Below are 21674 nucleotides of genomic sequence, written 5' to 3' on the forward strand. Positions count from 1 at the left end.
GCTGAGAAAAAGAAATCGCATGCACCTATGGATCGTCTGTTGTTCGCTGCCGCACAGGCAGCTGAGAAAGCCAGATTTACACCGGTTCCGACCGTGTGACGGTTCGCTGCCGCACAGGCAGCTAATACTTTGCGATGGCGCTTACCAACTTGCTGGTGCCTGTTTCATCACACGGCAAAACTCTGTGGAACTGTTTGAAAGAGATGATTGGGTACAGGTATAAAGCCTTTGACTGTTTCTGCTTTTGCAGTTGATAAATCACAACAGCCGGTGTATCCACATACCATTACAAACCCCAACCCAAGATAGCAAGCCAAAAGGGAGGAGCGAGAACAGGTGGGGCTCAGCCCCGTGCTATCCCACCCCGTATTTCAGGCCAACGGCCAGACCGAAACGGGGTTCTCGCGCAAAAGCCTATGAATGCCATGTCAATTCTGAAGCAACTGATGAACCAGGCCTCCGGTGGTCAGGGCGGCTCTACCGGGGGCGGTGATGTTAACCGAATGGTTAGCCAACTGGCCTCGCAGTTCAAGGGCGGTTCTGGCGGCAGTGGTGCCGGTGGGATCGATATGAAGAGCCTGCTCGGTGGCGGTGCGCTGGGGCTGCTGGTGGGTTCCAAGCGTGGTCGCAAGATGGGTGGCAAGGCGCTGAAGTATGGTGCGCTGGCAGGAGTCGGCGTGCTGGCGTGGAAGGCATATCAGAACTATCAGTCCCAGTCGCCGGCATCGGCAGTGAGTCCTTCAGCCAACAACCAGCCGGAAGGGCAGCCGCTTGAGCAGCTGCAAGGGCCGGATCAGGAGAGGCGTGGGCTTGAAATTCTGCAGGCGATGATAATGGCCGCCCGTGCAGACGGTCATGTTGATGCAGCCGAGCGCGCCTTGTTGACCAGCAAGATTGAAAGCCTGGGGCCGGATGACGAGCTGCATGCCTGGATTCAGCAGCAATTTGATGCGCCGCTGGATGCCGATGTGCTGGCGCGTAGTGCCGATTCGCCACAGGCACGGCGTGAAATCTATGCGGTCAGTGTCGCGATCATTGATGAACAAAACCCCATGGAACGTGCCTGGCTTAACCAGTTGGCAACCGCGCTGCAGCTCGAACCGGCACTGGCAGCCGAGCTGGAGCGTCAGGTACTGAACACCGTTAACGGGTCATGAAGCAGGTAACAATGTCCAAGCGTTTGATTATTTTTACCGGTGCCGGTGTTTCCGCCGAGTCCGGTGTACCCACCTTTCGCACCGGGCCGGATGGCCTTTGGCACAATCACCGTATCGAGGATGTCTGTCACATCGACACCTTCGAGCAAAATTACGACCTTGTGCATGCATTCTACAATGCCCGCCGCACGGCGCTGCAAGGGTTAGAACCCAACGCCGCGCATCAGGCGATTGCCGAACTGCAGCAATGCTACGGCGATCGGGTGACGTTGATGACCACTAACGTGGACGATTTGCACGAACGTGCCGGCAGCTCGAAGGTGGTACACATCCATGGCAACCTGCTGGAGCTGGTCAATCTGGCCGAAGATGAGGTGCAACCGATCGGCTATGAGGCGTTTGATCACGTTGCTCACCCGCCGCACTTCAAGCCTAATGTGGTGTTCTTCGGTGAGGTGGCGCCGGTCTATCGTGACCTGTTTACCCTGATGAATTCATTGACCCGACATGATCTGGTGCTGGTGGTCGGCAGCAGTGAAACGGTGATCCAGTTCTGCCTTGAAGCCTACAGCGGCAGTAACGGCGCGGCGACGATCCTCTATGTCGATCCTACAGACAGCTGTCCCTATGACCGAATACTTGGCTCGGGTCAGAAACCCTATACCGAGCATTACCGCATGGGTGCCGTGGAAGCGTTCCGCGCCGGCTCACCTGTGCGCAAATGGGTCGAGCGTTGGTTGGGTGGCCCAGGGGAGTAACCCATGCAACTCACCTTTCTTGGCACCTCATCCGGCGCCCCCACCCGACAGCGCAATGTCAGTGCTACCGCCATTCAGCCCGAGCGAGGGCGGCAGTGGGTGCTGGTGGACTGCGGTGAGGCGACCCAGCATCAGCTGCTGCGTACTCGCCTGTCACCGCTGCAGTTGCAGGCGGTTCTGATCACCCATGTGCATGGCGATCACTGTTACGGCTTGCCGGGGCTGCTTGCATCCTGTCAGCTGAATGGGCGTACGGCGCCGCTGACACTGGTGGGGCCGGCGGCGGTCTGGCGTTATCTGCAGGCCGTGATTGAGCATACCGAGCTGCGCATCGACTATCCGCTGGAGTTTGTTGAGGTATCCCGTACATTGGAGCTGGAACGGGGTGGCTTCAGCATCACGGCGACTGAACTCAGCCATCGTACCGAGAGCTGGGCCTATCGGCTGCAGGAAGCTCATGTCCCGGTACGGCTGGATACCGAGCGTCTGCAGACAGAAAGGGTGATGCCATCGCCGTTGTATGGCCGCTTGCAGCAGGGCGAGCACGTGACGTTACCCGATGGTCGTGAGCTGGATGGGCGGGAATACTGCATCGCCTCGCATCCTGCGCGGGCAGTGGTGGTCGCCGGTGACAACGACCAACCTGAACTGTTGGGTGAGGCCTGTGAGGGCGTGCAGCTGCTGGTGCATGAGGCGACCTACACTGAAGAGGTGCTGCAGCAGGTAGGACCTGAGCCGCAGCACAGCTGTGCTGCCCAGGTGGCACGCTTCGCCGAGGCGCGCGCTATCCCGGCGCTGCTGCTGACCCATTTCAGCCCACGTTATCTGCTCAAGCCCAGGCGTCCACGCGATCTGTCGATCGAGCTGCTGCGTGCAGAAGCTGCACACCATTACAGCGGCACGCTTTATCTGGCGCAGGATTTTGAGACCTATGGTATAGCCCGTAATGGCGAGGTATCTCTTTTGAGCGAGCAAGCCAGAGATCAGCGGTCGAATCACACTGTATCGAATAGGGAATAAAGCATGCGCAAACAACACCCGCTTGAACTGCTGATACCGCCACCGCTGGTGTTCCTGACGGCAGCGGGTCTTGGCTGGTTTGGGGCCTGGCTCTGGCCGGGCGGGGTGTTGTTCCAACTGCCTCTGTTGTGGATTTTGGTTCCGGTGGTTCTGGCAGGTGTTATGGGTACCTTGGCGGTGTTACATTGCTTTCGTGCGCGCACTACGGTGCATCCGCACTGCCCTGAAAAAACCAGCTGTCTGGTGGCCTACGGCGTGTTTAAGCTCAGCCGAAACCCGATGTATCTGGCGCTTCTGCTGTTGCTGACCGCATGGATGCTGCAACTCGGGCACCTGCTGTCGCCGCTCTGGCTGGCGGGGTTTGTGGTCTATATCACCCGCTTTCAGATCCGGCCGGAAGAGCGAGTGCTGCAGGAACTGTTTGGTGAAGAGTATGATGCATATTGTCGTACAACAAGACGCTGGATGTAACCGGCCTGTAAGCATCAAAGAACAGCTTCAATTGCCTTTCTAAGTTTGTCGCTGTCAGGGGATGTCATGCTGGAAAACGCCGCCGTGACTTTGCCATCACGATCGATCACGTACTTGTAGAAGTTCCAGCGCGGCGGGGTGTCACTCTGGCGGGCAATCTCGCGAAAGATGGGGTGAGCATTGTCGCCTTTGACGTGAATCGGGCTGAACATGTCGAAGGTCACGCCGAAGTTGACGAAGCAGACCTCGGCGCTTTTTTCCTCGTTTTTGGCTTCCTGATTGAAATCATCCGACGGAAAGCCAACCACCATCAATCCCTGATCCTTGTAGCGCTGATGCAGCGCTTCCAATCCTTCAAACTGGCCGGTAAAGCCGCAGAAGCTGGCAGTGTTGATCACCAGCATGGGCTTTCCGGCAAAGCGCTCGCGCAGGTCGACTACTTCGGCTGAATGCAGTCGTTTAAGTTGGTGGTGATAGAGCGCATCGGTGTTGGGCTCTGAAGCCGAAGCGGAATGTCCGAACAGCAGGGCACACAGGGTTGTCAGTAAACGTTTCATTTTGTTCTCCGTTTTCGACTGTTACGCATGCCCCGGCTGTACGGTTCAGAGTGTCAGATCAGTTGTGGGCCTGAGCCAGAGCCTGATCCAGATCGGCGATCAAGTCATCAACGTGCTCGATGCCGATTGACAGGCGTACCATTTCCGGTGAAACGCCGGCGGATTTCAGTTCCTCGTCATTTAGCTGGCGATGCGTGGTCTCGGCCGGAATGGAGGCCAGCGACTTGCAGTCACCGATGTTCACCAGGCGCAGGAAGATCTGCAGAGCGTCATAGAACTTGCGCGTACCTTCGCGGCCTGAGTTGAGACCAAAGCTGAGAATACCGGATGCCTTGCCGTCCATGTACTTCTGCGCCAGGGCGTAATCCTTGTGGCTAGGCAGGCCAGCATAGTTCACCCAAGTGACGTCTGGATGGTTCTCAAGGTATTCGGCCACCTTCTGTGTGTTCTCACAGATGCGCTCCATGCGCAGGGAAAGGGTTTCCAGACCCTGCAGCAACATAAAGGCGTTCATCGGTGACAGGGCTGCCCCCATATTACGCAGCGGCACCACACGGGCGCGGCCGATAAAGGCGGCCGGGCCGAATGCTTCGGTGTAGACCACGCCATGGTAGGATACATCCGGCTGGTTCAGCAGCGGGAAGCGCTCCTTGTTCTCGGCCCAGGGGAATTTGCCGGAATCGACAATCACGCCGCCGATGGTGGTACCGTGGCCACCGATATATTTGGTGGCGGCGGTCACGATGATGTCGGCACCCTGTTCAATTGGGCGCCACAGTGACGGGCTGGGGACGGTGTTGTCCACCACCAGCGGTACACCGTGACGGTGAGCGATTTCGGCCATCTTTTCGATGTCGGCGATGCCGCCGGAAGGGTTGCCGACCGATTCGCAGTAGATCGCCTTGGTACGGGCATCGATCTTGCTTTCCAGTCCGGCGAAATCATCCTTGTTGACGAAGCGCACTTCGATACCCTGACGCGGCAGTGTGTGCGCAAACAGGTTGTAGGTGCCGCCGTACAGTTCGCTGGTCGATACGATGTTGTCACCCACTTCGGCCAGTGTCTGCACTGTGTAGGTGATGGCCGCCATGCCGGATGCAACAGCCAGCCCCGCGATTCCGCCTTCCAGTGCAGCGACACGCTTTTCCAGCACATCGTTGGTGGGGTTCATGATACGGGTGTAGATGTTACCAGGCACCTTAAGGTCGAACAGGTCGGCACCGTGCTGGGCATCATCGAATGCATAGGAGGTGGTCTGGTAGATGGGTACGGCCGCCGACTTGGTGGTCGGGTCAGTCTCATAACCTGCATGCAGAGCGAGTGTTTCCAGTTTCATTGGGATTGGTTCCTTGTTGTTTTGATCCGGCGGTGGTGTTCGGGGGCCGAGGCTGACCCGAGACACCGCCGCTTGCTACAATCGAGTCCACGTGAACAGATGCTCAGTGTAAACCCTAACGCTTCAGGAGACACCCCGATGGCCAAACCGAAAACCGCCTTTGTCTGCAATGATTGCGGCGCCGACTACCGCAAGTGGCAGGGGCAGTGCAACGCCTGCGGGGCCTGGAACACCATTACGGAAGTGCGTTTAGGCTCTGATGCCGGTGGTGCCCGCAGCAATCGGTTTGAGGGGTATGCCGGAGGTGCCGGCAAGCAGAAAAAGGTGGTCAGCCTCAGTGAGGTGGCGCTGGAAGAGATGCCGCGTTTTTCCAGTGGCAGCAGTGAACTGGATCGGGTGCTGGGGGGCGGCCTGGTGCCGGGCTCGGCAGTGTTGATCGGGGGCCACCCCGGTGCGGGCAAGAGTACCCTGCTGCTGCAGACCATGTGCCATCTGGTGGCGCAGATGCCCGCGCTGTACATCACCGGTGAGGAGTCGTTGCAACAGGTGGCGATGCGCGCGGCACGACTCGGGTTGAAAGCAGACCAGTTGCAGATGCTGTCGGAAACCTCGGTAGAAACCATTTGTGACCTGGCCAATGAATTGCAGCCAAAGGTGATGGTGATCGACTCCATTCAGGTGATGCATGTGACCGATGTACAATCGGCACCGGGCTCGGTATCACAGGTACGCGAAAGCGCTGCGTTTCTGACCCGCTACGCCAAGCAAACTGGTACCGTGCTGTTCCTGGTCGGTCATGTGACCAAAGACGGCTCGCTGGCTGGCCCCAAGGTGCTGGAGCACATGATCGACTGTTCGTTGCAGCTGGAGGGATCATCCGATAGCCGCTTCCGTACGCTTCGCAGCCACAAGAACCGTTTCGGAGCCGTCAACGAGCTGGGCGTGTTCGCCATGATGGAAAACGGCCTCAAAGAGGTGAAGAACCCCAGCTCCATTTTCCTTAGCCGTGGCAGCGAGCCCAGCCCCGGCAGTGTGGTGATGGTAGTGTGGGAAGGAACTCGCCCGCTCCTAGTAGAGCTGCAGGCGCTGGTGGATACTTCGCATCTGTCCAACCCGCGCCGCGTGGCCGTAGGCCTTGAGCAGAACCGGCTGGCTATGCTGCTGGCGGTGCTCAACCGGCATGGTGGCTTGATGACCGGCGATCAGGATGTATTCGTCAATGTGGTGGGTGGGGTCAAGGTGCTGGAGACCAGTGCTGACCTGGCGCTGTTGCTGGCGATTGTGTCCAGTTTCCGTGATCGGCCGCTGTCACAGGAGTTGATGGTGTTTGGCGAAGTGGGGCTGTCCGGCGAGATTCGACCGGTGCCCAATGGTCAGGAGCGAATTCGTGAAGCGGCCAAGCATGGTTTCAAGCGAGCGATCGTGCCGTTGGCGAATGTGCCGCGTGAGCCGCTCAGTGGTATGGAAGTGGTCGGGGTCAAAACCCTGTCGGAAGCGCTGGATGCGATCTGATCAGACCTGAGCGCTCTCGTCATCCGACAGCAGCTGCTCCAGCTCACGTTCCAGCAGTGCTTCGTCCCCCAGGTTCAATTCAACCAGGCGGCGCAGGTGGGTGATGCTGTCGATCTCCATCTCGCCGGCGGTGAAACCATATTGGGGGGGCTGAGAGTGGGTGAGTATGGCCGGAATTTCGATCAGGATGTCATTGGCAAGATACAGATGCAGCTTGACGTGGTCATTCATGCCGACAGGCAGAGGGTGGCTTGATTCAACCAGCGCGCCACGAAGGGATATGTCGACCAGCTGCACCACGGCCGAACCCTTGTCGCTGTGCAGTTCACACTCGGCGTCAAAGGGGATGCGGGTAAAGCGGCGGCGTTCGTTGTTGGTATTCACGCTCGGAATCCTCGCTGATCGAAGTTACTTCAGGCATGGTATTACACTCTGTCGACATTGTGGAGCCCGGCTGCCCCAGATCAATATGACCTGTGACAGCTTCCGCTAGTCTGGCGTATCTTGTAACCGACAGTTACCGAGGCGAGGTATGTTCGAAATCATGAATGATCTGCTGAGAGCGGGCCGACACTCGCGCTACTTCAACCACACACGCAGTCATCATCTGTTCACGCGTGTAAGGCTGATCGCCTGGATGTTAATGGTGCTGCAAAGCGGCTGGATTTTGATCGACTGGCTGCTCCTGCCTGAAGCGGTCAGTAGCACCATCGCCTATGGCCGCCTTGCTGCCAGCGCGTGCTGCCTTCTGTTGGGCCTCTGGTTCTCTCATCCATATAGACTCGAAATATCGCTCATTCGTCTGTTACTGCTGGTACTTGTACTGACGGTGTTTCAGACCTGGAGCAATATGGTGCTGTTGCAGCAAGGGTTTGCGTCTGAGGTATTGGCCGGGTACGCCTTTTTCCCCTTCATGATCATGACCATGTTGGCGATATTCCCGCTGACGATGTTCGAAGTGGCCGGGTTTGCCATCTTTGTGCTGTTGGTGGAACTGGTAACCCAGCTCTGGACCGGTAAGTTCGGCCTGGTGCCGGGGCTCAACGATCTGTGGCTGTTGGCGGTGCTGGGGCTTATTGCCGGTTGGGCTTCTGTGAACCAGCTCAGCATGTTGCTGATCCTGTACCGGCAGGCTACACGTGACCCCCTCACCGGGCTGGCCAACCGACGTCAGGTAATGGAGCAGTTGGACGGCGACATTGAAGAGGCACATACACATCGTACGCCTCTGACGGTGATGCTGTTTGACCTGGACAAGTTCAAGAGCTTCAACGACAACCACGGCCATGCTGCTGGGGACATTGTGTTAAAGCAATTTGCCCGTATTTTGAAGGATCACGCCAAACGCAAAACTGATCTGGCCGGGCGTTTTGGGGGTGAGGAGTTTCTGTTGACGCTGCCAGAGACTGATCAGAATCAGGCAATATCGCTGGCAGAGCAGATTCGCACTGCCTGTCATCAGACCCGGTTGAAAGTGCCTACCGGGGAGGAGGTGAGTTTTACCACCAGTATTGGTATTGCCACCCTTATCGAGGGGGAGGATCGCTCGGGTCTGCTGCAACGAGCGGATGAAGCCCTGTATCAGGCCAAGGACTCGGGGCGTGACCGTTATTGTCTGGCGGGTGATGCAGCCGAACCCAGCCAGAATGACTGATCTTCGGCGCTGAACCGAAGCGCTGCCATAACGAAAAAGGGCCGCTGACAGATTTTCTGACAGTGGCCCTTTTTGTATCAGAAGTGGATCAGCTCATGCGGCGGTACTTGATCCGCTCTGGCTGATGATCCTTACCGAAACGGCGCTTGTAGTCCTCGGCGTATTCGCTGTAGTTGCCCTCGAAGAACTCCACGTTGGAGTCGCCTTCATAAGCGATGATGTGAGTACAGATACGGTCGAGGAACCAGCGGTCGTGCGAAATCACCACGGCGCAGCCCGGGAAGGCCAGCAGTGCTTCTTCCAGTGCACGCAGGGTTTCGATATCCAGATCGTTGGTTGGTTCGTCCAGCAGCAGTACGTTGCCGCCTTCCTTCAACAGCTTGGCCATGTGCAGACGGTTGCGCTCGCCACCGGACAGGTCCTTGACGAATTTCTGCTGGTCAGAGCCCTTGAAGTTGAAGCGTCCGCAGTAGGCACGGGCCGGGGTCTGGTAGTTGCCCACGGTGATGATGTCCTGACCGTCGGAGATCTCCTGGAACACGGTGTTGTTGCCGTTCAGTTCACGCGACTGGTTAACGTAGGACAGCTGCACGGTGGAGCCGATCTCGATCTCGCCGGAATCCGGTTTCTCTTCCCCGGTCAGCATGCGGAACAGAGTTGATTTACCGGCACCGTTGGGACCGATAATACCGACAATGGCACCCGGCGGGATGGCCAGGTTCAGGTTCTCGAACAGCAGCTTGTCGCCGTAGGACTTGGTGACGTTGTGCAACTCTATCACTTTGTCACCGAGGCGTGGCCCCGGCGGAATGTAGATCTCCTGGGTTTCGTTACGCTGCTGGAATTCACGGGAGTTCATCTCTTCGAATGCTTTCAGACGCGCCTTGGACTTGGTCTGACGGCCTTTGGCTCCCTGGCGTACCCACTCCAGTTCGGCTTTCATCGCTTTGCGGTGAGACGCTTCAGACTTGGCCTCTTGTTCCAAACGGGCTTCTTTCTGCTCCAGCCAGCTGGAGTAGTTGCCTTCCCAGGGGATGCCGTGGCCACGGTCCAGTTCCAGAATCCAGCCAGCGGCGTTGTCGAGGAAGTAACGGTCGTGGGTGATCGCCACCACGGTACCGGTGTATTCCTGCAGGAAGCGTTCGATCCAGGCGATCGACTCGGCATCCAGGTGGTTGGTCGGCTCGTCCAGCAGCAGCATGTCTGGGTGGTCCAGCAGCAGGCGGCACAGGGCCACACGGCGGCGTTCGCCGCCGGACAGGTGCTCGATCTTGGCGTCCCAAGAGGGCAGGCGCATGGCGTCGGCGGCGCGTTCCAGTGCTTGATCCAGGTTGTGGCCGTCCTTCGCAGTGATCAGGTTTTCCAGTTCGGCCTGCTTCTTGGCCAAAGCATCAAAGTCCGCATCCGGGTCGGCGTAGGCGGCATAGACCTGATCCAGCTCGGTCAGTGCGTTCTTTACATCCGATACGGCCTCTTCGATCACTTCGCGCACGGTCTTGCTGTCGTCCAGCTCCGGCTCCTGCGGCAGGTAACCCACTTTCATGTTGGGCATGGGGCGCGCTTCGCCGGTGTAGTCCTTGTCGACACCCGCCATGATCCGCAGCAGGGTGGATTTACCGGCACCGTTCAGGCCAAGCACACCGATCTTGGCGCCGGGGAAGAAGGACAGAGAGATATCCTTGAGGATTTCACGCTTGGGCGGTACCACTTTGCCCACTCGGTTCATCGTAAATACGTACTGAGCCATCAATATGCCTGTAGATTGGGGTTAAAAAACAGCCAAGATTCTACTCTTGGCGCAGGGGGAATGCCATGCTGAGGACTTTTCCCTATTGGCAAACAATAGTGCCTGGGATAGGATTCGTGCCAAGCTTGGATGGCCTCATGCAGCGAGACTCAACTGTACTTTTTAAGGAAGAATCATGAACCAAGTTGTAGACAACCCCTACGTAGCACCTGAAGCGGAACTGGAAGTCCAGCATGCCGCCGGCGACTTGTCCGCATTCACCCGTTTCAGCACTTGGGCCGTGTTAGGCCTGTCGATCATTACTATGGGTATTTACAGTATCTACTGGCTGTACAGCCGTACCCAGCAGCTGAACAAAGTCTCCTCTGACCGCATTTCGCAGGGGTTTGTTAGCGCAGCGGTCGTGCTGTATGTCGCTAACATGGCGCTGTCGCTGGTGGTCTCCTTTGTTACCGAAGGTGCCGGTGTTTTGGCCGTAGTCAGCAGTGTGCTGAGCCTGGTCAGCTCCATCATGTTCATCGTATGGGCCTTCAAATTCCGCAACCGTCTTAACCGCGTGACTCAGAGCGCTGGTAAGCCGACTTGGTGCGGCCCGATCCTGACCTTCTTCTTGAACGTTCTGTATCTGAACTACAAGATTAATCAGAATATCGACCAGCGCAACTAAGCCGGCGGTAGATCGCATGCAGACATCCAGGCTGCTTGATAACCACTGCAGTGTCGAAACGCCCGAAGGTATCGATTTTGTCCAAACGATGGCCGGGCCTGTCCCCCGTATTCTGGCGTATTTGATAGATTTCGGCTGGCGTGGGCTGGTGTATGTTGTGCTTGCGATTATCTCCGAATTTTTGGGTGGACTGGGAACAGGGCTGTTTCTGATCTTCACTTTCCTGCTGGAATGGTTTTATCCGGTCTTTTTTGAAGTGTTTAAAGGTGGCCAAACCCCAGGTAAAAAATCAATGGGGCTGCGTGTCGTGAATGAAGACTTCACCCCCATTGGCTGGAGTGCTTCCGTGATTCGCAATTTGTTGCGCGCCGCCGACTTTCTGCCACTGTTCTATGTCGCCGGGCTTGTCAGCATGGCGCTGACCGGTCGTTTCCAGCGACTGGGTGATCTGGCAGCCGGCAGTCTGGTTGTGTACGTTGACAGTCAGCCGTCTTTCAAAATTGACGATACAATCAAGCCGATCATGCCGCAGCAGGCGCTGACGAGGGAAGAACGCCAGGGGATCATCAGTCTGACCGTAAGAAGCGGGTCGATCAGTCAATCCCGACAGGAAGAGCTGGCCGGGCTACTGGCACCTTTGACCGGTGAACATGGGGGTGCAAGTCTCAAGCACCTGAAAGGCATGGGAGCCTGGCTGCTGGGGCGCAAGTAAGCGGATGGAAGGATGAAAGAAAAGGACTTCGAGCAGCAGCATGAGTGGCTGTGGCAGCAGTTTGAAACTCAGGTTGAGTCCTGTCTCAACGGCGGCGGCACGCCGGACGCAGCCTTTCCGGAGCGCTATCGCCAACTCTGTGGCCAGCTGTCACTGGCGCGTCAAAGAGAATATTCCGAAGGATTGGTGGCCCGTCTTAACCGACTGGTGATGCTGGGGCATCATCTGCTCTACCGACGTGATACCGGTGCCTCGATGCAGCGACTGGGACAGGCGTTGGCCGAATTTGTCGCCGCCTTAAGGCGGCATCGTCGCTATCTGCTCTGCTCGGCGTTGCTGTTTATTCTGCCCGCGCTGGTAATGGGCGCTGGCTCCTATCTGAGTGAAACTTTCACCTACAGTCTGATTTCGACCGAACAGGCGGCCGAATTGGAGTCCATGTATGATCCGGCCAACGAACGCTTGGGGCCGGAACGAGATGCAGAAACCGATCTGGCCATGTTTGGCTACTACATCAGTCATAACATCGGTATTGCCTTTCAGGCATTCGCCGGAGGCATGTTTTTCGGTCTGGGGACTGTATTGATCGTGCTCCATAACGGGCTTTATCTGGGAGCCGTGGCCGGTTACCTGACCCGTGCCGGGTTTGCCATTACCTTTTATCCCTTCGTGATCGGGCATGGAGCTTTTGAACTGACCGCAATCGTCATTTGTGGTGCGGCCGGGCTGATGATCGGACATGCCCTGATTCATCCGGGTCGCTGGCGGCGACTGGACGCCTTGCGCCGGGCAGCGGCGGAAGCGGTCAAGTTGATGTACGGCGCGATGTTTATGCTTTTTGTAGCTGCTTTTCTGGAAGCCTTTTGGTCGTCCAGCAGTACCCTGCCGGTGGCGGTCAAACTCGGGACAGGCGCTTTGCTTTGGCTGTTTGTGCTCTGGTTCTGCTTCTTCTCGAACTTAGGGGGGCGCCGTGAATCTGTCTGAGCTACAGATCCGGGCAAAGGTGCGCACTCCCTGGCAAGCCGTGGATTTGGGTGCGTTGATGGCGCGCCGCTGGTTTCTACCATTGTGGCTGGCTTGGCTGGTGCCTGCCGGGCTGTGCTTTCTGTTGCTGAGTCTGGTCTTCAATCAAAACCCCTGGGTGGTAATGCTGGTTATCTGGTGGCTGAAGCCGCTGCTGGAGCGCTGGCCGCTGCTCTTGTTGAGCCGTTTTGTGTTTAATGAGCACTCAATTCGAGGTCTGACGCGACGACAGTTGCTTGGTACCCTGGTGTTTGGCGCGCTGCCTGTATTGCTGTGGCGCCGTTTTGATCCTTGGCGCGCTTTCAGTCAACCGATTACCGTGCTGGAAAAGCAAAAAGGGCCACAGCGGAAAAGTCGCTGGCGGATACTGTCCTCCAACTGTAGTTCGGCGGCATCCTGGATGACGGTAGTACTGGCGCATGTCGAGTTCCTGTTGATGATGGCCGGTCCTGTGCTGGTCATGATGCTGCTGGGCGATCAGATCGAAATCGATACCTGGCTGTTTCTCGGTGACGATGGGAATCTGCTGGCGCATGCCAGCAATGCCTTTGCTTTGCTCTGCATGTCTGTTGTCGCCCCGTTTTATGTTGCAGGGGGCTTTTGTCTGTATATCAACCGCCGCATCGAACTGGAAGCCTGGGATCTGGATCTGTTGTTCCGGCGGATAGCCCGCCAGCGCAGTGAGCAGAGCGCGGCATCGTCGGCTACCTTAGCCTCGCTGCTGTGTGGAAGTTTGCTGCTGATCACCGCGTTGACGGTCCTGCCTGCAGGGGGTGTCCTGGCTGCCGAGTCGGCGGGAAGCATGATGCCTGAACAGTCCAAAGAAGAGATGCTGACGCTGCTGGAGTCACCGCCCTTTGTGGTGGAAGAGGAAGTTACTCAGTGGCGCTGGAAGGAGGGTGAGGCCTCGGAAGACGCTTCCAGTGACTGGTTGAGTGATTGGCTGATCGATTGGCTCGATAATCAGGATGCAATGTCGCTGGATGGTTCGGGCCTGTTTCAGGTGGCAGAAGCTGTTGTCTGGGCTGGTATCGCAGTGCTGCTGATCCTGCTGGCACGGGTGTTGATGCGCTATTTGCGTGCACCTGATATGTTGCCGGACCCGGAAAAGACGGTCGTCGAGGCTCCCAAAGTGCTGATGGGTATGTCCATCGATGCCGGTAGTCTGCCGCAGGATATCAATGCCGCGGTCGCGGCGGCGCTGGATCAGGGCGACATGCGTGCGGCGTTGTCACTTGTGTATCGCTATGCGCTACACCGGTTGGTTCACCATCATGGTGTTGAAGTTGAGTCCTGGCATACGGAGCTGGAATGTGCGGCCGCCGTTCGCCGGCATACCGAATTGGTCCTGGACGGGGTGTTTGACCGCCTGACGAGGGTGTGGCTGCGTCTGGCATACGCACATGAATTGCCTTCACGTGCCGTGATTGAGCAACTGCTGGTGTCTTTGCAGAAGGTGCTGAAGTGATGGGGGCGACAATACTCCGAATCCTGATTGTTCTGCTGCTGGTCTGGATCGGCTACTTGGTGGCTGCCAATTTGGAAAGACATACTGAGGTTGTCGACAACGGGCCAAGTCCTGAGGTACAGCGTAACCGCTATTATGCCGCCGGCGCCTTTCTGGAACAGCGCGGACTGGGTGTCGATCACAGCCGTTATCCGGTAAACCCGGAAGCTTTGGCTGCGCAGGATACACTGCTGCTGACCGATACCGAGTATCTGGCGAATGATCCTGAGGCGGTGCATCAACTGCTGCTTTGGGTGCGTTCCGGTGGTCATCTGATCTGGCCCTACACCTCTGAGGTAGAGGCGCAGCCATTAGCCGAGGCACTGGGCATTCAGCTAGAACGCAAGCAGTCTGACGAGGCTCAGGGCAAGCAGTTGAATAGGAGCAAAACCACGGCATCGGACCCGGAAACATCAACTGTATCCGCGCCGACACCCGATGAGCTTTCTGAAGACAAGGCCCGTGCGAATCAAGCATCAGAAACGGAAGCAGCAGACGTGAGTGCTCGGGAGAGGGTCCGAGTCAATATCCGGCAGCGCGAGGCCGATATCCAGCAGGAGCAGTTGAGCCGCTTTGCTCCACTTGGGGGACCGAACATGCTCATCCAACAGGCCGGTAGCATGTCGTTGTCGCCGACCCTTGCTGAGCCGGGTGAGGGTATTTACCCGACAGTGGAGGCTGTTTCTCGTTCCGGGAACGGGGTGGATATGCTGCTACTGAGTTTAGGTCAGGGGGAAGTGGCTGTGCTGAAGGATGTCAGCATCTGGTCCAACTATGACATAGGCCTGTTCGATCATGCGCACTTGCTGGGCTGGCTCACCCGCAACAGCGCAAGGGTTCATATTCAGCGTTATAGCCAGTGGCCTCCCTTGTCACAACTGATTTGGACGTATGCGCCTGAGGCACTGTTAGCCGGGAGTGCGCTCCTGCTGGGCTGGTTGCTGCACCTGGGGCGGCGTTTTGGTCCGATCAGGCGGCCGGGTCTGCAACAGCGACGCAGTTTGGGCGAGCATGTAGAAGCGGTCGCTCGCTTTCATTATCAGTATGGGCAGGTCGATTACCTGCTGGCTCCACTACGGCGTCAGATTACGCAGCGAGCAGCCCGTTTGCAGCTGGGGTTTGAGCGGCTGTCGCCGGAGCGGCAGTGCGAAGCGATTACGCGGCTGGCCACACTGCAACCGGAAGAGGCCACGCAGGCACTGATGCCCCGGGAGCACTACAACGCGACTGAGCTGGTCGATACAGTGCAACTTCTAATCAGGATCAGGAACCGACTATGACCATGGAAACGGAAGATTTACAGGCTACCAACGAACTGACTGAGAAAGTCGATTTCCTTCGTCGCAATATCCAGTCCATGCTGATTGGGCAGGATGATGTGATTGACCAGGTGCTGGTGGCATTGCTGTGTCGTGGTCATGTGCTGCTCGAAGGGGTGCCCGGTCTGGGCAAAACACTACTGGTAAGAGCGCTTGCCACCTGCTTTGACGGGCAGTTCCGTCGGATCCAGTTCACCCCGGACCTGATGCCCGCCGACATGACTGGTCACTCCATCTATGACATGAAAGAAGGGCGCTTTCACGTACGCCGTGGACCGGTGTTCACCAATTTGCTGCTGGCGGACGAAATCAACCGTTCGCCTGCCAAGACTCAAGCCGCGCTACTTGAAGTGATGCAGGAGCATCAGGTGACCATAGAAGGCACAGCCTACGCGTTGGCACCTCCCTTTATGGTATTGGCGACCCAAAACCCGATTGAGCAAGAGGGCACCTATCCGCTGCCGGAAGCGGAGCTGGACCGCTTTCTGATGAAGGTCTTTATCGACTACCCCGCGTTCGAGGACGAAACCCGGTTGGTACGTCAGGTGACTGGAGGAGAGCTGAACATGGCGACGCTCCGTGAGCGCCTATCCGGTACCCTGGCCCCGGAAGACGTGCTGGAGCTGCAGCGTGCAACCGAGCGTGTTACGCTCGATGAGCAGGTGCTGAACTATGCCGTGAGCCTGGTACAAGCCACCCGCAATGCTGGCAGTATCCTAAAGGGCGCGGGTCCCCGTGCCAGTATTGGTCTGGTCAGTGCAGCCAAGGCCTGGGCATTGATGAACGGACGTGATTTCGTTCTGCCGGATGATATCAAACAGGTCGCGCTACCGGTAATGCGACACCGCATTCTGCTGGCACCGGAGAGCGAAATCGAAGGGTTTACCCCTGACCGGGTGTTGCAGCAGCTGCTGCAAACGGTTGATGCGCCGCGGACATGATCAGGGCACTCCTCGGCCTGATCCCTGACAGGATACTGCTGAAGTCTCTTCTGGGGCTGCTGGGCTTGGCTGTGCTGCTGTTGGTAGTGCGCGTCTTTACTGAGCTGGATACCTCGCCGCTCCGGAGTCTTTGGTGGGGGCTGCTGTCAGTAGGGTGTGTCATCTCGCTGATAGATGCGTTCTGGGTGTGTGGCTTGCCCGAGGTGCTGGCCCAGCGGAGGTTGCCGGGCAACCTGGCACTTGGGGCTCCCGCCTCGGTCAAGCTGAAACTCGATAATCCCGGTCGACGTGCAATTCGGCTGGATTGTACCGACCATTACCCGGACGCACTGAGTACAGAACAGCTGCCGGCGGCGCTGGAACTACCGGCAGGTGCAAGTCGCATCGTTGAGTACATCGCTCGCCCCGTGCGTCGGGGAACAGCGCATTTTGGTGCGATTGATGTACGGGTGCAATCGCCGCTCGGACTTTGGCGTAGGCATTATTCGATTGCCGCAGAGCAACGGGTCAAGGTATATCCCAACTTTATGGCGCTGGCCAATCTGAACTTTCTTGACTACGAGCAGCGCATTGCCCATGTGGGCGCACACTTAAGCCAGCGTCGCGGCTCCGGTCAGGAGTTCAAGCAGTTGCGGGAATATCAGCGTGGTGACGAAATTCGGCAGGTCGACTGGAAAGCGACTGCGCGTCAGCAGAGACTGATTTCACGGGAATATCAGGACGAGCGTGATCAGGAAGTGCTGTTTATGCTCGATACCGGGCGGCGCATGCGTGCGATGGATGGTGAGGCAAGCCACTTCGATCATTCGCTGAATGCATTACTGCTGACGTCCTATATTGCGCTGGGAGCTGGCGATTCTGTCGGCGTGCTTGGCTTTGCCGGCAGCTGTCGCTGGGTAAAGCCGGTGAAGGGACGCCTGGGCATCAATGCGCTGCTGAACAGTTTGTATGACGTGCACAGCAGTACCGAAGCCAGCGACATTGTTCAAGCTGCCGGGACGCTGATGCAGCGGCAGCAAAAACGAGCGTTGGTCGTGATAGTGACCAATCTCAGGGATGATGACAGCAATGATTTGCAGCTAGCAGTCAAATTACTGGCACGCAGGCATCTGGTGATGTTGGCCTGCCTGCGCGAAAGTTACCTTGATAGGGAGCTGTCGACTCAAGCGGGGCGTCAGGAGACACTTAACTACTGTGCCCGGGCGCTGTATCGTGAGCAGCGTGAGCAGGTCATTCAGTGGTTGCAGAGGCAGGGTGTCATTGCTGTCGATGCGCCGCCACAACAGTTGCATGTGGCGTTGGTTGAGCAGTATTTGCTGTTGAAACGTTCAGGCAAATTGTAGATTGGTGAGGTGGCGAATAGCGATCCACGCTCATGGCGTCTGGCACAGGCGTGAGTGGTCAAGCATCTCCCGTGCCTTCCAGGGTATCTCTTCGTGGTCGAAATGGATGCTTTTGTTACGCAGGTGATGACGTTGACAGGCATGAGTCATGTCTACTCCTGCGAAGATGAATCATTTGCGCAATGGACTGACCCCTTTTCATGTGCCTTCCGTATGATTTTTAGACTATAATGCGCATCTTTTTCGAGGCAGCTACAGGTCAGTCCATCACTACCTGCGCCGACTTTGCCGCTACTTTTGCCACTTCAGGGGACAGCAATGTTTAGCAAAGATATGTCTATCGCCAGTTTTGATCCGGATCTGTTCGCTGCGATGCAGTCCGAAGCGACGCGTCAGGAAGAGCACATCGAACTGATCGCTTCCGAGAACTACACCAGCCCGCGTGTGATGGAAGCTCAGGGCTCGGTCCTGACCAACAAGTATGCTGAAGGCTACCCCCACAAGCGTTACTACGGCGGTTGCGAATACGTCGACGTGGTTGAAGAGCTGGCGATCGAACGTGCCAAGGAACTGTTTGGCGCTACCTACGCCAACGTCCAGCCGCACTCCGGCTCCCAGGCCAATGCTGCCGTGTACATGGCGCTGTGCCAGCCGGGCGATACCGTGCTGGGCATGAGTCTGGCTCACGGTGGTCACCTGACTCACGGCGCTGCCGTATCTTTCTCCGGTCGTATCTACAAGGCCGTTCAGTACGGTCTGAACCCGGAAACCGGCTCCATCGATTACGATGAGGTCGAGCGTCTGGCGGTTGAGAACAAGCCGAAGATGATCGTGGCCGGCTTCTCTGCCTACTCACAGATCGTGGACTGGGCACGTTTCCGCGAGATCGCTGACAAGGTTGGCGCTTATCTGTTCGTCGATATGGCCCACATCGCAGGCCTCGTGGCTGCCGGCGTATACCCGACGCCGCTGCCCTTCGCAGATGTTGTTACCACCACCACTCACAAGACACTGGGCGGTCCGCGTGGCGGCCTGATCCTGTCTTCCAACGCGGATGAAGAGCTGCAGAAGAAGCTGAACTTCGCGGTATTCCCGGAATCTCAGGGCGGCCCGCTGATGCACGTCATCGCGGCTAAGGCCGTATGCTTCAAGGAAGCGATGGAGCCCGAGTGGAAAGCCTACCAGGCTCAGGTCGTCAAGAATGCTCAGGCCATGGCCAAGGTGTTCCTGGATCGTGGCATCAATATCGTCTCCGGCGGTACTGAAGATCACCTGTTCCTGGTTGACCTGATCAACAAGGACATCACCGGCAAGGATGCAGACGCGGCGCTGGGCCGTGCCAACATCACCGTGAACAAGAACTCCGTGCCGAACGATCCGCGTTCGCCGTTCGTGACCTCTGGTCTGCGTATCGGCACTCCGGCCGTGACCCGTCGTGGCTTCAAGGAAGAGGAAGTGGCGCAGCTGGCGAACTGGATCTGCGATATCCTCGACGACATCAGTAACGACGATACCATTGCGCGCGTGAAGGGCCAGGTACAGGAAATCTGTGCCCGCTTCCCGGTTTACAAGTAAGCCGGTAGAATAGCAGGGGCGGCTGCGGCCGCCCTTTTTGTTTGGGGCCTGTCCCCTCCTTGACCCTTCGGGGAAACGCTCTTTCGCTGAGGCAACCCATGCACTGTCCGTTTTGTGGCACCCATGAAACCAAAGTTGTCGACTCCCGGCTGGTGGCCGAGGGGCAGCAGATCCGACGGCGGCGCGAATGCATCAGCTGCCATGAGCGTTTTACCACCTACGAGACCGCCGAACTGCTGATGCCTCGTGTCATCAAGACCGATGGCTCGCGCCAGCCCTTTGACGAAGAAAAACTGCGCGCCGGTATCCAGCGGGCGCTGGAAAAGCGTCCGGTCAGCATCGAAGAGATCGAAGCCTGCATCACCCGCATCAAACAACGCCTCCGTGCCACGGGTGAACGTGAGTTACCTTCGCGGGAGGTGGGTGAAGCGGTTATGGCTGAGTTGCGCAAGCTGGATCAAGTCGCCTATGTGCGTTTTGCTTCGGTCTATCGCAGCTTCCAGGATATCAACGAATTCCGTGAAGAGATCGAGCGCCTGTCTGGAGCGGAGCATGACTGATCATTTCAGCGGCGACGACCACCGTTACATGGCGCATGCGCTGCAACTGGCCGAGCAGGGGCTATACACCACCGACCCCAACCCGCGTGTCGGCTGTGTGCTGGTGCGTGATGGTGTTGTGGTCGGTGAAGGCGCTCACCTTAAGGCAGGCGAACCCCATGCCGAAGTTCATGCCCTGCGTATGGCCGGTGAGCAGGCTGTGGGTGCTACCGCCTATGTCACACTGGAGCCCTGCAGTCATCATGGCCGTACGCCACCCTGTGCGGATGCGCTGGTCAAGGCAGGTGTGGCCCGGGTTGTCGCGGCCATGCAGGATCCCAATCCACTGGTGGCCGGGCAGGGGCTGGCGCGTATTGCCGCCGCAGGGATCACCACGGCCTCGGGGCTGCTGGAGGCAGAGGCACGCAGGCTCAACCCCGGCTTCATTAGCCGGATGGAACGGGGGCGTCCCTTTGTTCGATTGAAGCTGGCGGCTAGTCTGGATGGACGTACGGCCATGCGCAGCGGCGAGTCACAATGGATCACAGGCGCAGCCGCTCGTGCTGATGTGCAGCGACTGCGCGCACGCAGCTCGGCTGTTGTCACCGGCGTTGAAACCGTCTTGCATGATAACGCTTCACTGACTGTGCGTGCCCCCGAGTTGGGGCTGTCGCCCGAACTGGCTGAGCAGGCGGCAAGCCGTCAGCCGTTGCGAGTGGTACTGGACAGCCAGCTGCGTCTGCCGGCAGGGTCGAAACTTCTGAGCTTGCCCGGCGAAATTTTGATTGCCACCGCACTGTCGCAGGATCATCCTCGCGCCGCGGCTCTGATACAGCCCGGGGCGCGTATGCTGAGCCTGCCAGGCACCGAGGGGCGAGTTGATCTGGGTGCGCTGCTGGTGCTGTTGGCTGAAGAGTACCAGTGCAACGAGCTGTTGCTGGAATGTGGTGCGACCCTCGCCGGTGCGGCGCTGCAGGCGGGCCTGGTGGACGAACTGGTACTGTATATGGCCACTACGCTGCTGGGCAGTTCGGCGCGTCCGTTACTGGAGTTGCCATTGGAGCGCATGGCACAGCAGCAACGGCTTAAACTGACCGACAGTCGTATGCTGGGTGAAGACCTGCGTCTGACCCTGAGCTGCGACGGAGAAATTAACTGATGTTTACCGGAATCATCGAAGCGATCGGTGAAATTGCCGACAAACGAATGATCGGTGGAGACATGCGGCTGTATGTGCGCACCGGTGGCCTTGATCTGTCCGATGTGAAACTGGGTGACAGCATCGCTACCAATGGCGTCTGCCTGACCGCCGTGGAACTGCCGGGCGATGGCTTTATTGCCGATGTGTCGCTTGAAACCCTTGCTCATTCCCGCTTTGAGGAGCTGGAGCCAGGTGAGGCGGTCAACCTGGAAAAGGCGTTGCGTCCGGACAGCCGATTGGGCGGGCATATTGTCACCGGTCATGTGGATGCGGTGGGTACCGTGGTCGAGCGGGCGGATGATGCCCGCTCGGTGCAACTGAAAATTCGTATGCCGGTATCCATTCAGCGTTATGTTGCAGCCAAGGGCTCGATCACAGTGGATGGGGTCAGTCTGACAGTCAACAGCCTCGATGGCGACTGCTTCTGGCTCAATATCGTGCCGCACACGGCACAGGAAACGATTATCGACCGCTACAGCGCCGGTCGTCGGGTCCACCTGGAGGTGGATATCATTGCCCGCTATCTTGAACGCCTGATCGGAGCTGCGGCTCCACAGGCCGAGGACGAGACAGCAGGCAGCCTGACACTGGCGATGCTGGCTCAACACGGATTCATGCGTCGCTGATGCGGCGGG

General features: G+C 57.8%; 21 protein-coding genes and 1 CRISPR repeat array (1 of these 22 only partly in view). Of the genes, 17 read left to right on the forward strand and 4 right to left on the reverse strand.

Annotated features, from left to right (window positions below):
- A CRISPR array of direct repeats spans window positions 1–129; the repeat unit is 28 nt; unit sequence GTTCGCTGCCGCACAGGCAGCTGAGAAA (it extends 1159 nt beyond the left edge of the window).
- Between the two features lie 287 nt (window positions 130–416).
- Genes BLV48_RS10800 through BLV48_RS10815 form a run of 4 tightly spaced genes read left to right on the forward strand, consistent with a single transcriptional unit; the run spans window position 417 to window position 3406 of the window.
- Entirely contained in the window at window positions 417–1157 is a 741-nt protein-coding gene (locus tag BLV48_RS10800) for a tellurite resistance TerB family protein (protein WP_091826797.1), read from the forward strand.
- A gap of 11 nt (window positions 1158–1168) precedes the next feature.
- A complete protein-coding gene (locus tag BLV48_RS10805) occupies window positions 1169–1915 on the forward strand; it encodes an SIR2 family NAD-dependent protein deacylase (protein ID WP_175527644.1) in 747 nt (248 codons plus the stop codon).
- Between the two features lie 3 nt (window positions 1916–1918).
- Window positions 1919–2935, forward strand: a complete 1017-nt coding sequence (locus tag BLV48_RS10810; protein WP_091826799.1) for a ribonuclease Z — start codon at window positions 1919–1921, stop codon at window positions 2933–2935.
- A gap of 3 nt (window positions 2936–2938) precedes the next feature.
- Window positions 2939–3406: a methyltransferase family protein gene (locus BLV48_RS10815; protein ID WP_091826800.1), complete on the forward strand. Its 468-nt coding sequence runs from the start codon at window positions 2939–2941 to the stop codon at window positions 3404–3406.
- Window positions 3407–3420: 14 nt separating this feature from the next.
- Here BLV48_RS10815 and BLV48_RS10820 read toward each other — a convergent pair whose 3' ends face one another.
- Together BLV48_RS10820 and BLV48_RS10825 are read right to left on the reverse strand one after the other, a co-directional pair.
- A complete protein-coding gene (locus tag BLV48_RS10820) occupies window positions 3421–3963 on the reverse strand; it encodes a glutathione peroxidase (RefSeq protein ID WP_091826801.1) in 543 nt (180 codons plus the stop codon).
- 58 nt (window positions 3964–4021) lie between these two features.
- Window positions 4022–5299, reverse strand: a complete 1278-nt coding sequence (locus tag BLV48_RS10825) for an O-acetylhomoserine aminocarboxypropyltransferase/cysteine synthase family protein (protein ID WP_091826802.1) — start codon at window positions 5297–5299, stop codon at window positions 4022–4024.
- A 138-nt stretch (window positions 5300–5437) separates the two neighbouring features.
- On the opposite strand from BLV48_RS10825, the gene radA reads away from it, so the two are divergent.
- Entirely contained in the window at window positions 5438–6811 is a 1374-nt protein-coding gene (gene radA, locus BLV48_RS10830) for a DNA repair protein RadA (RefSeq protein ID WP_091826803.1), read from the forward strand.
- Here radA and BLV48_RS10835 read toward each other — a convergent pair whose 3' ends face one another.
- Window positions 6812–7195, reverse strand: coding sequence for a PilZ domain-containing protein (locus BLV48_RS10835; protein WP_091826804.1), 384 nt, complete (start codon window positions 7193–7195; stop codon window positions 6812–6814).
- A 160-nt stretch (window positions 7196–7355) separates the two neighbouring features.
- On the opposite strand from BLV48_RS10835, the gene BLV48_RS10840 reads away from it, so the two are divergent.
- Window positions 7356–8465, forward strand: coding sequence for a GGDEF domain-containing protein (locus BLV48_RS10840; protein ID WP_254775022.1), 1110 nt, complete (start codon window positions 7356–7358; stop codon window positions 8463–8465).
- Between the two features lie 88 nt (window positions 8466–8553).
- On the opposite strand, the gene ettA is transcribed toward BLV48_RS10840, so the two are convergent.
- Entirely contained in the window at window positions 8554–10212 is a 1659-nt protein-coding gene (ettA, locus tag BLV48_RS10845) for an energy-dependent translational throttle protein EttA (RefSeq protein ID WP_091826806.1), read from the reverse strand.
- Between the two features lie 175 nt (window positions 10213–10387).
- Here ettA and BLV48_RS10850 point away from each other — a divergent pair, with 175 nt between their 5' ends.
- From BLV48_RS10850 to BLV48_RS10900, 11 genes are all read left to right on the forward strand, one after another.
- Window positions 10388–10879 carry a DUF4234 domain-containing protein gene (locus BLV48_RS10850; RefSeq protein ID WP_091826807.1) on the forward strand — a complete coding sequence of 164 codons (492 nt, stop codon included), beginning with the start codon at window positions 10388–10390 and terminating at the stop codon, window positions 10877–10879.
- A 16-nt stretch (window positions 10880–10895) separates the two neighbouring features.
- Complete coding sequence (locus tag BLV48_RS10855; RefSeq protein WP_091826808.1) at window positions 10896–11591, forward strand: RDD family protein; 696 nt, start codon at window positions 10896–10898, stop codon at window positions 11589–11591.
- A gap of 12 nt (window positions 11592–11603) precedes the next feature.
- Window positions 11604–12575 carry a stage II sporulation protein M gene (locus BLV48_RS10860; protein WP_091826809.1) on the forward strand — a complete coding sequence of 324 codons (972 nt, stop codon included), beginning with the start codon at window positions 11604–11606 and terminating at the stop codon, window positions 12573–12575.
- Complete coding sequence (locus tag BLV48_RS10865) at window positions 12562–14082, forward strand: DUF4129 domain-containing protein (protein ID WP_091826810.1); 1521 nt, start codon at window positions 12562–12564, stop codon at window positions 14080–14082. The genes BLV48_RS10860 and BLV48_RS10865 overlap by 14 nt, the downstream gene beginning before the upstream one ends.
- Window positions 14082–15401: a DUF4350 domain-containing protein gene (locus tag BLV48_RS10870; protein ID WP_091826811.1), complete on the forward strand. Its 1320-nt coding sequence runs from the start codon at window positions 14082–14084 to the stop codon at window positions 15399–15401. Before BLV48_RS10865 ends, BLV48_RS10870 begins: the two co-directional genes overlap by 1 nt.
- Window positions 15398–16381, forward strand: a complete 984-nt coding sequence (locus BLV48_RS10875; protein WP_091826812.1) for an AAA family ATPase — start codon at window positions 15398–15400, stop codon at window positions 16379–16381. The genes BLV48_RS10870 and BLV48_RS10875 overlap by 4 nt, the downstream gene beginning before the upstream one ends.
- On the forward strand, window positions 16378–17724 hold the full coding sequence (locus BLV48_RS10880; protein ID WP_091826813.1) for a DUF58 domain-containing protein: 1347 nt from the start codon (window positions 16378–16380) through the stop codon (window positions 17722–17724). The genes BLV48_RS10875 and BLV48_RS10880 overlap by 4 nt, the downstream gene beginning before the upstream one ends.
- A gap of 318 nt (window positions 17725–18042) precedes the next feature.
- Complete coding sequence (gene glyA / locus BLV48_RS10885) at window positions 18043–19299, forward strand: serine hydroxymethyltransferase (RefSeq protein ID WP_091826814.1); 1257 nt, start codon at window positions 18043–18045, stop codon at window positions 19297–19299.
- Between the two features lie 98 nt (window positions 19300–19397).
- Entirely contained in the window at window positions 19398–19859 is a 462-nt protein-coding gene (gene nrdR, locus BLV48_RS10890) for a transcriptional regulator NrdR (protein ID WP_091826815.1), read from the forward strand.
- Window positions 19852–20997: a bifunctional diaminohydroxyphosphoribosylaminopyrimidine deaminase/5-amino-6-(5-phosphoribosylamino)uracil reductase RibD gene (ribD, locus tag BLV48_RS10895; RefSeq protein WP_091826816.1), complete on the forward strand. Its 1146-nt coding sequence runs from the start codon at window positions 19852–19854 to the stop codon at window positions 20995–20997. Before nrdR ends, ribD begins: the two co-directional genes overlap by 8 nt.
- On the forward strand, window positions 20997–21665 hold the full coding sequence (locus BLV48_RS10900) for a riboflavin synthase (protein ID WP_091826817.1): 669 nt from the start codon (window positions 20997–20999) through the stop codon (window positions 21663–21665). Before ribD ends, BLV48_RS10900 begins: the two co-directional genes overlap by 1 nt.
- Window positions 21666–21674: the final 9 nt, after the last annotated feature.

Origin of the sequence: Marinobacterium iners DSM 11526, assembly GCF_900107855.1 — a bacterium.
Taxonomy (GTDB): domain Bacteria; phylum Pseudomonadota; class Gammaproteobacteria; order Pseudomonadales; family Balneatricaceae; genus Marinobacterium; species Marinobacterium iners.

Bases quoted from the DNA above. Each gene is read 5' to 3' on its own strand.
- BLV48_RS10880 (WP_091826813.1), top strand. From the start codon at position 16,378: ATGATCAGGGCACTCCTCGGCCTGATCCCTGACAGGATACTGCTGAAG.
- ribD (WP_091826816.1), top strand. From the start codon at position 19,852: ATGACTGATCATTTCAGCGGCGACGACCACCGTTACATGGCGCATGCG.
- BLV48_RS10825 (WP_091826802.1), bottom strand. From the start codon at position 5,299: ATGAAACTGGAAACACTCGCTCTGCATGCAGGTTATGAGACTGACCCG.
- BLV48_RS10850 (WP_091826807.1), top strand. From the start codon at position 10,388: ATGAACCAAGTTGTAGACAACCCCTACGTAGCACCTGAAGCGGAACTG.
- BLV48_RS10900 (WP_091826817.1), top strand. From the start codon at position 20,997: ATGTTTACCGGAATCATCGAAGCGATCGGTGAAATTGCCGACAAACGA.
- BLV48_RS10810 (WP_091826799.1), top strand. From the start codon at position 1,919: ATGCAACTCACCTTTCTTGGCACCTCATCCGGCGCCCCCACCCGACAG.
- BLV48_RS10855 (WP_091826808.1), top strand. From the start codon at position 10,896: ATGCAGACATCCAGGCTGCTTGATAACCACTGCAGTGTCGAAACGCCC.
- BLV48_RS10800 (WP_091826797.1), top strand. From the start codon at position 417: ATGAATGCCATGTCAATTCTGAAGCAACTGATGAACCAGGCCTCCGGT.
- BLV48_RS10820 (WP_091826801.1), bottom strand. From the start codon at position 3,963: ATGAAACGTTTACTGACAACCCTGTGTGCCCTGCTGTTCGGACATTCC.
- radA (WP_091826803.1), top strand. From the start codon at position 5,438: ATGGCCAAACCGAAAACCGCCTTTGTCTGCAATGATTGCGGCGCCGAC.
- BLV48_RS10815 (WP_091826800.1), top strand. From the start codon at position 2,939: ATGCGCAAACAACACCCGCTTGAACTGCTGATACCGCCACCGCTGGTG.
- glyA (WP_091826814.1), top strand. From the start codon at position 18,043: ATGTTTAGCAAAGATATGTCTATCGCCAGTTTTGATCCGGATCTGTTC.
- BLV48_RS10870 (WP_091826811.1), top strand. From the start codon at position 14,082: ATGGGGGCGACAATACTCCGAATCCTGATTGTTCTGCTGCTGGTCTGG.
- BLV48_RS10840 (WP_254775022.1), top strand. From the start codon at position 7,356: ATGAATGATCTGCTGAGAGCGGGCCGACACTCGCGCTACTTCAACCAC.
- BLV48_RS10875 (WP_091826812.1), top strand. From the start codon at position 15,398: ATGACCATGGAAACGGAAGATTTACAGGCTACCAACGAACTGACTGAG.
- nrdR (WP_091826815.1), top strand. From the start codon at position 19,398: ATGCACTGTCCGTTTTGTGGCACCCATGAAACCAAAGTTGTCGACTCC.
- ettA (WP_091826806.1), bottom strand. From the start codon at position 10,212: ATGGCTCAGTACGTATTTACGATGAACCGAGTGGGCAAAGTGGTACCG.
- BLV48_RS10805 (WP_175527644.1), top strand. From the start codon at position 1,169: ATGTCCAAGCGTTTGATTATTTTTACCGGTGCCGGTGTTTCCGCCGAG.
- BLV48_RS10860 (WP_091826809.1), top strand. From the start codon at position 11,604: ATGAAAGAAAAGGACTTCGAGCAGCAGCATGAGTGGCTGTGGCAGCAG.